Raw genomic sequence first — 13476 nt, 5'->3', positions numbered from 1 at the left:
GCGACGGATCGGGTTGGGGGTATAAGACAAATTGACGGTAGCCCCTTTCGCTCTCTTCCGCGACGATCAGGCCGGCCGCGAAGTGCTGTTCGAGGAGCCGTCGGCGCTAATCGTCGCCGACGAAGCCCATGATTTCGAAGCGGCGCTGGAACAGGCCGAGGCAGCGCGTCGCGCCGGAAAATGGCTGGCTGGTTACTTTTCATACGAAGCCGGCTACCTGCTGGAATCGAAGCTGAAGCCACTGCTGCCCGAGGGCCGGCGCGCGCCGCTGGTGGCGCTCGGCGTCTTTGACGGACCCTCCGACCGCAGCCTGCCGTCTGGCCAGCCCGACACCAACGGGCCGATCTTCGATGCGACCGCACGTTGGTCGTTCGAGGATTACGAGAAACGCTTTGCGCGCCTGCACCGCCATCTGCGCGAAGGCGACTGCTACCAGGGCAACCTCACCTTCCCCATCAACGCGCATTGGTCGGGCGATCCGCTCGCCGCTTTCAACGCGCTGGTCGCGCGCCAGCCGGTGAAATATGGCGCGCTCGTTTCGCTGGCCGGCCCGACCGTCTTGTCGCGCTCGCCCGAACTGTTCTTCCAGATCGACGGCAATGGCTGGATCGAGACACATCCGATGAAGGGCACCGCACCGCGCGGCGCAACGCCAGAGGAAGACGCGGCGCTGAAGGAGTTTTTGCGCAACGACGAGAAGAACCAGGCCGAAAACCGCATGATCGTCGACCTGTTGCGCAACGACATCTCGCTGATCTCCGAGGTCGGCACGCTGGATGTGCCGGACCTGTTCCGCATCGAAAGCTATCCGACCGTGCACCAGATGGTGTCGACCGTGCGCGCAAGATTGCTGCCCGATCTCAGCATCCGCCGCATCTTTTCGGCACTCTTTCCATGCGGCTCGATCACCGGCGCGCCGAAGATCCGCGCCATGGAAATCCTGCGCGAGCTGGAAGGCGTGCCGCGCGACGTCTATTGCGGCGCCATCGGCTGGATAGCGCCCAATGGCACGATGCGCTTTTCGGTGGCCATCAGGACCATCTCGCTCTTCGCCGACGGCGAGGCCGTCTACAATGTCGGCGGCGGCGTGGTGTTCGATTCCACGGCGCAGGAGGAGTATGAGGAATGCCTGCTGAAGGCCCGCTTCGCGACGGGAACCGCCCCGGCTTCACGCTGATCGAGACGTTGCGCTGGCAGCCCGGCGACGGCTTCCTGCGCTTGGACCGGCATCTGGCGCGACTGGCAAGCTCGGCCAAGACGCTTGGCTTCCGCCACGAACCGGCAACAGTGCGAACCGCGCTGGACGATGCCATCCGAGACGCCGACGGCCCGCTGCGCATGCGCCTGACGCTCGCTGCCGACGGGACCGTCGAAGCGACCGCGCAACCGTTCCAGCCTTTGCCAACGGGGATGGTATGGACACTGCGGCTGGCGCAGACCCGGCTCGCTTCCACAGACGCGTTGCTGCGCCACAAGACAAGCCGCCGCGAGGCCTATCTGGCGGCGCGCGCCGAATACGCCCCGGCGGAAGCCGACGAAGTGCTGCTGGCCAATGAGCGCGACGAGATTTGCGAGGGCACCATCACCAACCTCTTCGTCGATGCTGGCGACGGCGGCCCGTTGCTTACTCCCGCGCTCGGTTGCGGGCTGTTGCCAGGCATATTGCGCGGCGAACTGCTGGATCAAGGCAAGGCGCACGAAGCGGTTCTAACCTTGGCCGACCTCGCCGCAGCGAAGCAACTTTACGTCGGCAATTCACTGCGCGGGCTGATCGCCGCAAGGCTGGTTTATTGACCTTCCGACCAGCGGCGCATACATTGTGTTCACCTGTGTTCATGGAGACGACGATGGCAGCCGGCGGCACGTTTTCGGTGCGCCTCCCCCCGGAGACGAAACGAGAGTTGGAGGAGTATGCCAAGGCCACAAAGCGCTCCAGCGCCTTCATCGTCAAGGAGGCTGTCGAGGCACATCTGGCGGAGCGCCGCGCCTATCTAGAGGCGATCGAAGAGGGCGAACGCGAGGCCGATCTCGGCGTCTTCGTTTCGGGCGAGGCGGTATTCAAATGGATGGAGTCTTGGGGCACGGACAAGGAATTGCCGCGGCCCGAACCGGATGTCTTTCCGGCCAATGATGGCAAATCTTGATCCTCGTCGTCACCCCCAGAGCCGCGCGCGATCTGGACGACATCCACTCCTATATTGCGCATGATGACCCGTCAGCGGCGAATGACGTCATGCGCCGGCTGGTCAAGGCGCTGAAAATGATCGCGGAACGCCCGGCGATTGGCCGGCAGGGCGCCACTGGCGCCAGGCGACACGAATGGTCCGTTCCGGGCCTGCCCTACCTCATCCCCTACCGTGTAGAGGCCGAAAGGGTGATCATCCTTCGCGTCTTCCACACCGCCCGTTTGCGCCCACTTGATTGGTCATGATGCCTCCCCACACCCCCTATGACGGTTCCTCCAAGCTGTTCGCCATCGGCCTGAAGCCGCTCGAACTCGACCGCTGGCTGGAGATCGACGATGATTTCGGTGCCTATCTGACCGAGAAGCGCCGGCTCTATGCCGAACTGCCCGACAAGGTCTTTGTCGAGGAGGCGGGAACCCGCGACGCGCAGCGCGAGGTGCTGGAGCTGGTCGAGGCGCATATGGCCGCCTATCACCCAGGGATGCTGGATGAGGCGCGGGCGGCGGGCGGCGCAGGCTCCAGCGCGCCGGCCGACGCACCGCTGGTGGCGGCCTCGCTGATGGTTCAGGACGATCTCATCCTGATGCGGCGCGGCGAGGACGGCTGGCGGCTTGCCGCCGGCTCATTGTGCTTCCCCTCCTCCTGGTCGCTGACCGAGAAATTCGGCAAGCCGCTGCACCGGATCCATGATCCGGTGCCGGGTTTCGGCACCGGCACGCGGCCCGCCGAAGTGATCAGCCGCATGTTCGACAATCTGCAAGGCCAGGCGGTGGAACGCTTCAACTGGTCGGTCCAGGCCAACGATGCGCTTTACCACCCGCTGTCGGACCGCCAGCGCATCGCCCGCGCCGCCGACCGGCCGTCGAACTTCCCCGACGGCGACATCAACGCGCATGCCTTCATCCGCGTCGAGCGGCAGACATTGCGCAAGCTACCTCTGTCGCGCGACATCCTGTTCACCATCCGCATCCATCTCGACCCGCTGGCGGTGCTCGCCCGCCATCCCGAGCGCGCCCGCATCGCCGCCTCCTTCGCCACGCAGCTTGGCGAACTGGACGAGGCGCAGCTCGACTACAAGGGGCTGACCGCCGACCGCGACCGGCTGGTGGTCTATCTTGGCGAGATGGCGGCATCTCCTTCTCCCCTTGTGGGAGAAGGTTAGGCGCCAGCGGCCGGATTCGCTTTATTGTGACAAGCATGTATGGTTTAGCAGTTGCAGCCGGGCGCATCCGCGTCCGGCTTTCTTATGAGGACAATGCGTCAAAGAAGGAGTGCCGCAAAAAATGGCGAATGAAAAATGGCCCGTCTACGGTGAGATCACCGGCCCGATCGTGATGATTGGCTTCGGTTCGATCGGCCGTGGCTCGCTTCCGCTCATCGAGCGCCATTTCAAGTTCGACAAGTCGCGCATGGTGATCATCGATCCCAGCGAAGAGAACCGCAAACTGGCGGATGAGCGCGGCATCACCTTCCTGAAGGAATCTGTCACCAAGGATAATTACAAGGAACTGCTGACGCCGCTGCTGACCAATGGCGGCGGCCGGGGTTTCTGCGTCAACCTGTCGGTCGACACCGGCTCGGTCGACATCATGCGGCTGACCCGCAAGCTCGGCGCGCTTTATGTCGACACCGTCGTCGAGCCGTGGTTGGGCTTCTATTTCGACACCGAGGCTTCCAATGCCTCGCGCACCAACTATGCGCTGCGCGAAAGCCTGCTGGCCGAGAAGCGCAAGCATCCGGGCGGTCCGACCGCCGTTTCGACCTGCGGCGCCAATCCCGGCATGGTTTCCTGGTTCGTCAAGCAGGCGCTGGTCGACCTCGCCAAGGAGCTCGGCCTCGATGCCGAGACGCCGGCGCAGGACGACCGCGAAGGCTGGGCCAGGTTGATGAAAAAGGCCGGCGTCAAGGGCGTGCACATCGCCGAGCGCGACACTCAGCGCACCAAGAAGCCGAAGCCGATGAATGTGTTCTGGAACACCTGGTCGGTGGAAGGTTTCATTTCGGAAGGCCTGCAGCCCGCCGAACTTGGCTGGGGCACGCATGAGAAGTGGCTGCCGAAGAACGCCAAAAAGCACAAGAAGGGCTCCAAGGCCGCCATCTATCTAGAACAGCCCGGCGCCAACACCCGCGTGCGCACCTGGTGCCCGACGCCCGGCCCGCAATATGGCTTCCTCGTCACCCACAATGAGGCGATCTCGATCTCCGATTTCTTCACCGTGCGCGACAAGCATGGCGAAGTGACCTACCGCCCGACCTGCCACTATGCCTATCACCCGAGCAACGACGCCGTGCTGTCGCTGCACGAGATGTTCGGCGCCGCCGGCAAGGCGCAGCCTGTGCACCACGTGCTCGAGGAGAACGAACTGGTCGACGGCTCCGACGAGTTGGGCGTCCTGCTCTACGGCCACAAGAAAAACGCCTACTGGTACGGCTCGCAGCTGACGCTCGAAGAGGCGCGCAAGCTCGCTCCCTACCAGAACGCCACCGGCCTGCAGGTATCGTCGGCGGTGCTGGCCGGCATGGTCTGGGCACTGGAAAACCCGGAAGCCGGCATCGTCGAGGCCGACGAGATGGATTTCAACCGCTGCCTGGAAGTGCAGAAGCCCTATCTCGGCCCGGTGAACGGCCACTACACCGACTGGACCCCGCTGGACGGCCGCCCCGGCCTGTTCCCGGAAGACATCGACGAGAAAGACCCCTGGCAGTTCCGCAACATCCTGGTGCGGTAAGCACCAGCAGATCCAAAACAAAAAAGGGCGTCATCGACGCCCTTTTTCATTTAACCGGCCGTGACGGCTGCTGTCGCTGCGGCCGTCTCTACTTCCGCAGCTCGGCCTCGATATCGTCCAGCGCCTTGTCCTTGCCGATGCCGGTGAGAAAGGCGAGGCCCTTGACGAGCGGCACCGTCACCGAAGCCGAGATCGGCGTGGTCGAGACGATAAGGTCGACATTGTCGGCCATCGAGGCCACTTCGGTCGCCTTGCACTGCATGGCGTTGAAGGTGAGCCCGCGCGCCTTCATGGCTTCGGTCACCGCGACGTTGACCGCCGTCGAGGTGGCGACGCCGGTGCCGCAGGCAAATAGAATGGTCTTCTGTCTGGCCATGTAAATGTCCTTTCCCGCTTAACCCAGAACCGCTCTGACGTCGTCGACGCTTGCTGCCCGCTTCAGGCCGGCCAGCGCTTCCGGGCTCTGGATGGTGCCCATGATCTCCTGCAGCATTTCTATCTGCTTGTCCTTGTCGTTGATGGCAAGCAGGAAGACGATGCCGACCGGTACCGCCTCGTCCGGCTCTTCCATATTGGCGAAGGTGACCGGCTTCGACAGCACCGCCAGCGCCACGCCCGCTCTGTTGACATGCACCGGGTCCGTGTGGGGAACCGCCACGTTTTCCGCGAGACCCAGCGGCAGGCCGGTTGGCATCGTCTGTTCGCGCTTCACCACGGCGTCGGCATAGCTTGGCTTGACGTAGCCGAGCGTCTCCAGCCTGGAGGCGAGCTGGCGGATCACCGCCTCGCTTGTGTCGGCGTCCACGCCAAGCAGGATGGCTTCGGGGTCGATATGGTCGATCAAGGCTTGCGCCATCAAGTCTTCTCCAATGTTCGGGGCCGGCGGCTGTCACGCCACCGGCCCCTTCTTAATCATGCAGGCGAAAGCGCCCGCTTTCAGGCGGACTGCTCATCCTCGGCGCCGGCGGCGCGCTCCCAGGCCAGCGTGTTGCGGCGATAGAGCACGAAGACGGCCGCTATCACCACCGCCAGCAGGCCAAGGCCGGCGATGCCGAGACCCTGGATCGCCTCGATGATCACGTAGGGCACCCAGAGGAAGCCGTCGACCACCGAGGTGATCTGCACCGCGTTTTCCGGCATCTTGAAGCCCGACGAGATGGCCGCGCTGGTGAACAGCGGCGCCAGAGCGTTGGCGACATAGAAGCCGAGCGCCAGCGTGACGGTGCCGACCACGACCATGCGGAAGACGTTGCCTTTCAGGAGCGGCGCGGTCATCGCCACGATGAAGGGGATGACGGCGAGGTCGGCGAACAGGATGACGCGGTTGCCCGGCAGGATCACCGACAGGATGATGGCGATCGGCACCAGGATCAGCGACGACGAGATGGCGGCCGGGTGGCCAATCAGGATCGCCGAATCGAGGCCGACCAGAAGCTCGCGGTCGCCGGTGCGCTTGCGCACGAATTCCTGGGCGGCGTCCGAGACCGGCAGCAGGCCTTCCATCAAGACCTTCACCATGCGCGGCAGAAGCAGCATCACGGCGGCCAGCGTCATGCCGGTGGTGAGGACCTTGGACAACACCGTGCCAAAATCGCCGGCGTTGTAATAAGCGATGGCGCCGAGCACGAGGCCGATGATGAGGCCGAGCACCACCGGCTCGCCGAACACGCCGAAGCGCTTTTCGATGGTCTCGGTCGAGATGTTGATCTTGTTGATGCCGGGGATACGGTCGATCACCCAGTTGAGCACGATGGCGATGGGCAGGATCTGCGCCGAGGCCAGATGCGGCACCGAGACGCCCGGAATGCCGTAGAACTGCTGCACCGCGCGCGCCGACCAGTCGGCGAACAGCAGCGCAAGTGCCGCGACAAGTGCCGCCACTGCCAGGCCGTAACCCAGGCTGCCCGTGGCGGCGGTGGCCAGCGAGCCGACAAAGGCGAAGTGCCAGAAGTTCCAGACGTCGACATTGAGCGTGCGGGTGAGGCGCAGAAGCAGAAGCGCGACGTTGACCGCGATGCCGATCGGGATGACCCACAGGCCAACCGACGAGCCGAAGGCGATGGCCGCGGCCGACGGCCAACCCACGTCAACGATGTCGCGATGAATGCCAGTGTTGGTGACGATGGCCTTGGCCACGTCGCCGATCGAATTGAGCATCAGGCCGAGCACCAGGTTGATACCGATGAAGGCGACGCCGATGGTGACGGCGGCGCGGAAGGCGCGGCCGACCTTGGCCCCCAGCACGACGGCGATGATAAAGATGACGATGGGCAACAGCACCGTTGCGCCAAGCGTGTCCACGGCCGCTTTCAGGCCGGTCAAGAAACTGTCCATTTTCCCTCCCCAAGACCGCCCGATTGGTTTCCGGTGCGGTTTCTCCAGAACATTTGTGTTCTTCGATATACGAAAGTTGCAATGTTTCAAGAAGCTGTCAATCGACCAGCCCGACAAAGTGGTGGACTGACCGACTGTTGCCGGATCGCAACGCTCGGCATCGCCCTTAGATTGGCGAGCCTTGTTTTCATCCGCAATTCGAGCGAAGGAAAGGGTGCGGACCGAGGAGAGGTTTTTTCGACATGACGACAGCGCGCAAACTTGTCTTGGCTGGCCTCGCCGCCGGCGCAACCATGGCGTTGGCCGCGTGCCAGACCGGCGGCCCGGCCGAGCCGCCACGTAACGCCGCTCCCAAGGGCGTCGAGGGCTCGTGGATCGACGCACAGGGCACCGGCCTTTCCACCATTTCAGGCGGCAAGTTCCAGACGGTGGCGACCGACACCGGCCAGAAACTGGCCGACGGCAGCTACCGGCTGACCAGCCAGACCTCGATCGAGATCAACGGCACGTCGCTGATCCGCCAGTCGCCGATCGCCTTCAACTGCCTGCTGGTTTCCATCAACCAGCTCAACTGCACCAGCCAGGCCGGCCAGAACTTCGTGCTGACGCGGCGGAGCTGACCGCGCCGATTCCAGGCGCGACAAGGCTTCACCACCGGCTCTCATTTCGAAAACAGCCGCATCGTCGCGATGCGGCTGTTTTCGTTTACTCAACATTTTTCGCCGGCAAAGCCTGACCCGAATCCGCTTGCATCGGCCGGGAGGCGATGGGAACATGCCGCCAGAGGGCATGTAAAATTCCAGTCAAGCAGGGCGGCTACAACGCCGTGAACGGGCTCGCGCGCATCGCCCCGAAAGACGCCCGGCTGGGGCGAAGGCGAGCCGCCACGACAAGAGGGAGAGCAGGAATGAAGAAGATCGCTGTCGTAATGGCCCTTTCGGCCTCGGCGCTTGCCATGAGCAGCGGCGTTTCCTTTGCCGACTATACACTCAACATCCTGCACATCAACGACTGGCACAGCCGCATCGAAAGCAACAACAAATACGAATCCACCTGTTCGGCCGAGGAAGAGACCAAGGGCGAATGCTTTGGCGGCGCCGCGCGCCTGATCACCGCGATTGCCCAGGAGCGCAAGAAGCTGGAAGGCCAGAACGTGCTGTTGCTGAACGGCGGCGACAATTTCCAGGGCTCGCTTTTCTACACCACCTACAAGGGCAAGGTGGAGGCCGAGTTCCTCAACGAGATGAAGTTCGACGCCATGACCGTCGGCAATCACGAGTTCGACGATGGCGAGGACGCGCTGGCGCCGTTCCTCGACGTCATCAAATTCCCGGTCCTGTCGGCCAATGTGAAGGCGAGCGCCGCCGCCAAGGTCGGCGACCGCATCAAGCCTTCGGTCGTGGTCGAGGTCGGCGGTCAGAAGATCGGCATCATCGGCGCCGTCACCAACGACACGCCCGAACTCGCCTCGCCCGGCCCCAACATCACCATCGAGGACGACGTCAAGACGATCACCGCCGAGGTGGAGAAACTGAAGGGCCAGGGCGTCAACAAGATCATCGCGCTCACACATGTCGGCTATCCGCGCGACAAGGAGATGATCGCCAAGATCCCCGGCATCGACGTGGTGGTGGGCGGACATTCGCATTCGCTTCTGTCCAACACCGACCCGAAGGCCGAGGGTCCCTACCCGACGATGATCGACAACCCGGGCGGCTATAAGGTGCCGGTGACCCAGGCCGCCTCCTATTCGAAGCTGCTCGGCGAGTTCAAGGTGGTGTTCGACGACAACGGCGTCGTCAAGGAAGCCAGCGGCAACCCGATCCCGCTTGACAAGTCGGTGACACCGGACCCGCAGGTTCTGGCCCGCATCAAGGAACTCGGCGCGCCGATCGAGGAACTGAAGGCCAAGCAGGTCGGCGAGACCACCGCCGCCATCGACGGCAGCCGCGACAATTGCCGCGCGCGCGAATGCACGATGGGCAATCTTGTTTCCGACGCCGTGCTCGACCGCGTGAAGGGCCAGGGCGTCGAGATCGTCTTCACCAATGGCGGCGGCCTGCGTGCTTCGATCAAGGAAGGCAAGGTGACGATGGGCGACGTGCTCACCGTGCTGCCGTTCCAGAACACCGTCGCCACCTTCAAGGTGCCCGGCAAGACTATCGTCGGCGCACTGGAACACGGCGTTTCCGGCGTCGAGGAAGGCAAGGGCCAGTTCCCGCAGGTGGCCGGGCTGAAATACGCCTTCGACAAGTCGGCGCCGGCCAATGGCGGCCGCGTCAAGTCGGTCGAGGTGATGGAAGGCGGCCAGTGGAAGCCGATCGACCCGGCCAAGGAATACATCGTCGCTTCCAACAATTACGTGCGCCAGGGCGGCGACGGCTACAAGCTGTTCGTCGACGCCAAGGACGCCTACGACTACGGCCCGAGCCTGGAGCAGGTCGTGGCCGATTATGTCGGAACGCACAGCCCCTATACGCCGAAACTGGACGGTCGCATCACCGAGCTGGCGGCGGCAACGCAACCGGCTGCCGCGACGGAGGCCGCCAAACCGGCAGACACGGCGCAGGCCGGCGGCACCGCAGCCCCGGCGGCGAAGCCCGCCGATGCAGCTTCCTCTGAGACAGCCAAGCCGGCAGAGGCTGCAAAACCCGTCGAAACGGCCAAGCCGGCGGAGACCGCCGCCCCGATCCAGGCCGGTGGCACGCACACCATCGTCAAGGGCGACACCTATTGGGATATCGCGGTCAAGGCCTATGGCGACGGCACCAAATGGCGCCGCATCGCCAATGCCAACCCCGGCCAGGAGGCGCACCGCCTGCTGGTCGGTTCGGAGCTGAAGATACCGGCGAAGTGAGGAACTTACCTTCTCCCCCTTGTGGGAGAAGGTGGATCGGCGCGCAGCGACAAGACGGATGAGGGGTGTTGCAAGGAATGAGGCGGCGCAAGGGAACCGCCCTGTCCTGACGAGCTATGTCGGGGAATGTCGCGCTCCGTCCAACACCCCTCATCCGACCTCACCTAAGGCGGCTTCGCCTGCGGCTCGGCCACCTTCTCCCGCAAGGGGAGAGGGTGGATTGGCGCAAAGGTGCGGCCAGACGCGACATTGCAACCTGCGACGCCGCTGCTAGATACACTGCCATGACGCTCGCCACCGACCCCAAAGCCGCCGCCGCGCCTGCCGGCAGCCTGCCCAACGCCGCACCGCAAAAGGTCGGCCTGATGCTGGTCAATCTCGGCACGCCCGACGGCACCGAATACGGGCCGATGTGGCGCTATCTGCGCGAATTCCTATCCGACCCGCGCGTCATCGAGATGCCGCGCTGGCTCTGGTATCCGATCCTCTACGGCCTGGTGTTGACGACGCGCCCAAAGAAATCGGGCGCCAACTACGCCAAGATCTGGAACCGCGAGAAGAACGAATCGCCGCTGCGCACCTATACGCGCGGGCAGAGCGAAAGACTGACGGAGCGTCTCGCCGACCTCGACAATGTCAGCGTCGACTGGGCGATGCGTTATGGCACCCCCTCGACCCGCGCGGTCGTCGAAAAGCTGGTCGGCCAGGGCTGCGACCGCATCCTCACCTTCCCGCTCTATCCGCAATATTCGGCGACCACGACAGCGACCGCCAACGACCAGCTGTTTCGCGCGCTGATGAAGCTGCGGCGGGCACCGGCGGTCCGCTCAGTGCCACCTTACTATGCCGAGCCCGTCTATATCGACGCGCTCGCCCGCTCGATCGAAAAGCACCTCGCCACGCTGGATTTCGAACCGGAGGTGATTGCCGCCTCCTATCACGGCATTCCCAAACCCTATTCCGACAAGGGCGATCCCTATCAGGCGCATTGCCTGGAAACGACGCGGCTCTTGCGCGAAAGGCTGGGCTGGAGCGAGAAGAAGCTGATCACCACCTTCCAGTCGCGCTTCGGCGCGCAGGAATGGCTGCAGCCCTACACCGACAAGACGATGGAGCGGCTCGGCAAGGAAGGCGTGAAGCGCATCGCCGTCGTCAATCCCGGCTTTTCCTCGGACTGCATCGAGACGCTGGAAGAGATCGCGCAGGAGGCGCGGGAAATCTTCCTGCACGCCGGCGGCGAGAAGTTCGCCCACATCCCTTGCCTCAACGACAGTCCCGAAGGCATGGACGTGATCGAGACGCTGGCGCGCCGCGAACTGGCCGGCTGGATTTAAGCTTTCGCCGAGACTTCGGCTGGCCGCCACGAAGCGGCATCCCAATCCCTACCGCCTCTTTCGATTGTAACGGCGCTGAAACACACTTAAGTGTTTTGTGAGGCAATTGAGGGAGAGCCGAATGGACGTCAGCGGTTTCACGGGTTTCGACATTGCGATCGTTGTTTTGGTCGCCCTGGTGCTCATCCTGTTGTTCAAGGGCATCCGCACGGTGCCGCAGGGATACAACCATACGGTCGAGCGCTTTGGCCGCTACACCAAGACGCTGACGCCGGGCCTGAACATCATCAACCCCATCTTCGAGCGCATCGGCGCCAAGCTGAACATGATGGAACAGGTGCTCGATGTTCCCACCCAGGAAATCATCACCCGCGACAACGCCATTGTCGGCGTCGACGGCATCGCCTTCTTCCAGATCCTGAACGCCGCCCAGGCCGCCTACCAGGTGTCGGGGCTGCAGAACGCCATCCTCAACCTGACCATGACCAACATCCGCACGGTGATGGGCTCGATGGACCTGGATGAACTCCTGTCCAACCGCGACGCCATCAATGAGCGGCTGTTGCGCGTGGTCGACGAGGCGGCGCATCCCTGGGGCGTCAAGATCACCCGCGTCGAAATCAAGGACATCAACCCGCCGGCCAATCTGGTCGATTCCATGGCCCGCCAGATGATGGCCGAGCGCGACAAGCGCGCGCAGATCCTGGCCGCCGAGGGCCTGAAGCAGTCGCAGATCCTGGAAGCCGAAGGTCGTCGCGAAGCTGCCTTCCGCGATGCCGAGGCGCGCGAGCGTTCGGCCGAAGCAGAAGCCCGCGCCACCCAGGTGGTGTCGGAGGCGATCGCCAAGGGCGACGTGCAGGCGATCAACTATTTCGTGGCGCAGAAATACACCGAGGCCTTGGCCAAGATCGGCACCGCCGGCAATTCCAAGATCGTGCTGATGCCGATGGAGGCTTCCTCGCTGATCGGCACGCTGGGCGGCATCGGCGAGATCGCCAAGGAAGTGTTCAGGGACGATGGCCGGGGCGGCACCAGCCAGCGGCAATCGACCCGCCCGCCGCTGGTGCGGCCCGGCGAAAGCTGAGCGCTGTCGGGAACAACGCCATGATCGAACGCTTGATCGTCGAACTCGGCCCCTGGAACTGGATGGTTCTGGGTTTTGTCCTGCTGGTCGCCGAAATCCTCGCCCCCGGCGTCTTCCTGATATGGATCGGCATCGCGGCGCTATTGATCGGCGCCGCCTCGCTCCTCCTGTGGGACGCCGCCTTCTGGACCTGGCAGGTGCAGGTGCTGGCCTTTCTGGTGCTGGCGCTGGTGTCGGCCTATGCCGGCAAGCGCTTCTTCAGCAGCCAGCACGCCAAGAGCGACCAGCCATTGCTCAACCGGCGTGGAGAACAGATGATCGGCCGCACCGCGACTTTGGCCGAGCCGATCCGCGAGGGTCGCGGCCGCATCCAGCTGGGCGATACGCTGTGGCGTGTCTCCGGGCCGGACCTGCCGGCGGGCACCCGCGTCAAGGTGACAGGTGCCGCGGAAACCGACCTGGAGCTGACGGTCGAGAAGATCTGAGCTTTACCCCTCCCCTGTGTGGGGAGGGTTACGTGAACGACCTACGCCGCACCCGCTCGCAACAGCAGCTTCTCTTTCAGCACCTCGAAGCCGGGCACGAACCAGATCGAACTGCCCTTGTTGGTTTCGCGCACGAAGTCGCGCAGCGGCCCGCTGCGTTCCAGCGTATCGCCGATATCGCCGACGATCGCGCATTTCAGCTGATAGTTGACCATCTTCTGGAATGTCGCGCCGGCAAGACCGGTGGAGAGTTTCAGGAAATCCGGCCCCAGCCGCTCGACCGGAATGGCGACGACATCGGCCTGGTGCGAAAAGGCCGTCCCGATGAAATCGTTGATGTCGGCCTCGCGGGCAAGCAGCGCGCCTTCCTTGGCGCAATGCAGCACGCGCGCACCGCCGATTTCGATCACTTCGTCCATGACGTTGCTCCCGCTCGGGCGCGAAGCCGGCGGTCATTCAAGGACTGG

At 63.9% G+C, this 13476-nt stretch carries 15 protein-coding genes; 11 read left to right on the top strand and 4 right to left on the bottom strand.

Going from position 1 to position 13476, the window contains the following annotated elements:
- Positions 1-31: 31 nt before the first annotated feature.
- The 6 genes from FZF13_RS15270 (at position 32) to FZF13_RS15245 (ending at position 4915) form a co-directional block, all read left to right on the top strand.
- Complete coding sequence (locus tag FZF13_RS15270; protein WP_024925830.1) at positions 32-1177, top strand: aminodeoxychorismate synthase component I; 1146 nt, start codon at positions 32-34, stop codon at positions 1175-1177.
- On the top strand, positions 1126-1794 hold the full coding sequence (locus FZF13_RS15265) for an aminotransferase class IV family protein (RefSeq protein WP_036254675.1): 669 nt from the start codon (positions 1126-1128) through the stop codon (positions 1792-1794). The genes FZF13_RS15270 and FZF13_RS15265 overlap by 52 nt, the downstream gene beginning before the upstream one ends.
- A 53-nt stretch (positions 1795-1847) precedes the next feature.
- On the top strand, positions 1848-2144 hold the full coding sequence (locus FZF13_RS15260) for a CopG family ribbon-helix-helix protein (protein WP_024925832.1): 297 nt from the start codon (positions 1848-1850) through the stop codon (positions 2142-2144).
- Positions 2141-2431 (top strand): type II toxin-antitoxin system RelE/ParE family toxin, encoded by a 291-nt coding sequence (locus FZF13_RS15255; RefSeq protein ID WP_024925833.1) that lies wholly within the window; start codon positions 2141-2143, stop codon positions 2429-2431. Before FZF13_RS15260 ends, FZF13_RS15255 begins: the two co-directional genes overlap by 4 nt.
- Complete coding sequence (locus FZF13_RS15250; protein WP_024925834.1) at positions 2428-3348, top strand: heme-dependent oxidative N-demethylase family protein; 921 nt, start codon at positions 2428-2430, stop codon at positions 3346-3348. Before FZF13_RS15255 ends, FZF13_RS15250 begins: the two co-directional genes overlap by 4 nt.
- 121 nt (positions 3349-3469) lie before the next feature.
- Positions 3470-4915 carry a homospermidine synthase gene (locus FZF13_RS15245; protein WP_024925835.1) on the top strand — a complete coding sequence of 482 codons (1446 nt, stop codon included), beginning with the start codon at positions 3470-3472 and terminating at the stop codon, positions 4913-4915.
- Positions 4916-5003: 88 nt separating this feature from the next.
- Here FZF13_RS15245 and FZF13_RS15240 read toward each other — a convergent pair whose 3' ends face one another.
- From FZF13_RS15240 to FZF13_RS15230, 3 genes are all read right to left on the bottom strand, one after another.
- A complete protein-coding gene (locus FZF13_RS15240; protein WP_024925836.1) occupies positions 5004-5291 on the bottom strand; it encodes a PTS sugar transporter subunit IIB in 288 nt (95 codons plus the stop codon).
- Between the two features lie 18 nt (positions 5292-5309).
- Positions 5310-5771 carry a PTS sugar transporter subunit IIA gene (locus FZF13_RS15235; RefSeq protein WP_024925837.1) on the bottom strand — a complete coding sequence of 154 codons (462 nt, stop codon included), beginning with the start codon at positions 5769-5771 and terminating at the stop codon, positions 5310-5312.
- Positions 5772-5851: 80 nt separating this feature from the next.
- A complete protein-coding gene (locus FZF13_RS15230) occupies positions 5852-7249 on the bottom strand; it encodes a PTS galactitol transporter subunit IIC (RefSeq protein ID WP_024925838.1) in 1398 nt (465 codons plus the stop codon).
- Between the two features lie 242 nt (positions 7250-7491).
- On the opposite strand from FZF13_RS15230, the gene omp10 reads away from it, so the two are divergent.
- The 5 genes from omp10 (at position 7492) to FZF13_RS15205 (ending at position 13009) form a co-directional block, all read left to right on the top strand.
- Positions 7492-7869, top strand: coding sequence for an outer membrane lipoprotein Omp10 (omp10, locus tag FZF13_RS15225; protein WP_024925839.1), 378 nt, complete (start codon positions 7492-7494; stop codon positions 7867-7869).
- A gap of 287 nt (positions 7870-8156) precedes the next feature.
- Positions 8157-10106, top strand: coding sequence for a 5'-nucleotidase C-terminal domain-containing protein (locus tag FZF13_RS15220; RefSeq protein ID WP_024925840.1), 1950 nt, complete (start codon positions 8157-8159; stop codon positions 10104-10106).
- A 284-nt stretch (positions 10107-10390) separates the two neighbouring features.
- A complete protein-coding gene (gene hemH, locus FZF13_RS15215) occupies positions 10391-11440 on the top strand; it encodes a ferrochelatase (RefSeq protein WP_024925841.1) in 1050 nt (349 codons plus the stop codon).
- Between the two features lie 121 nt (positions 11441-11561).
- Positions 11562-12524 carry an SPFH domain-containing protein gene (locus FZF13_RS15210; RefSeq protein ID WP_024925842.1) on the top strand — a complete coding sequence of 321 codons (963 nt, stop codon included), beginning with the start codon at positions 11562-11564 and terminating at the stop codon, positions 12522-12524.
- 20 nt (positions 12525-12544) lie between these two features.
- Positions 12545-13009 (top strand): NfeD family protein, encoded by a 465-nt coding sequence (locus FZF13_RS15205; RefSeq protein WP_024925843.1) that lies wholly within the window; start codon positions 12545-12547, stop codon positions 13007-13009.
- A 41-nt stretch (positions 13010-13050) separates the two neighbouring features.
- Here FZF13_RS15205 and FZF13_RS15200 read toward each other — a convergent pair whose 3' ends face one another.
- Positions 13051-13428, bottom strand: a complete 378-nt coding sequence (locus FZF13_RS15200) for a DUF4180 domain-containing protein (RefSeq protein WP_024925844.1) — start codon at positions 13426-13428, stop codon at positions 13051-13053.
- Positions 13429-13476 lie beyond the last annotated feature (48 nt).

This window comes from Mesorhizobium terrae, from assembly GCF_008727715.1.
Classification (GTDB): Bacteria; Pseudomonadota; Alphaproteobacteria; order Rhizobiales; family Rhizobiaceae; genus Mesorhizobium; species Mesorhizobium terrae.
The sequence above is the reverse complement of the archived record's forward strand: the minus strand, read 5'-3'. Positions and strand labels throughout refer to the sequence as shown.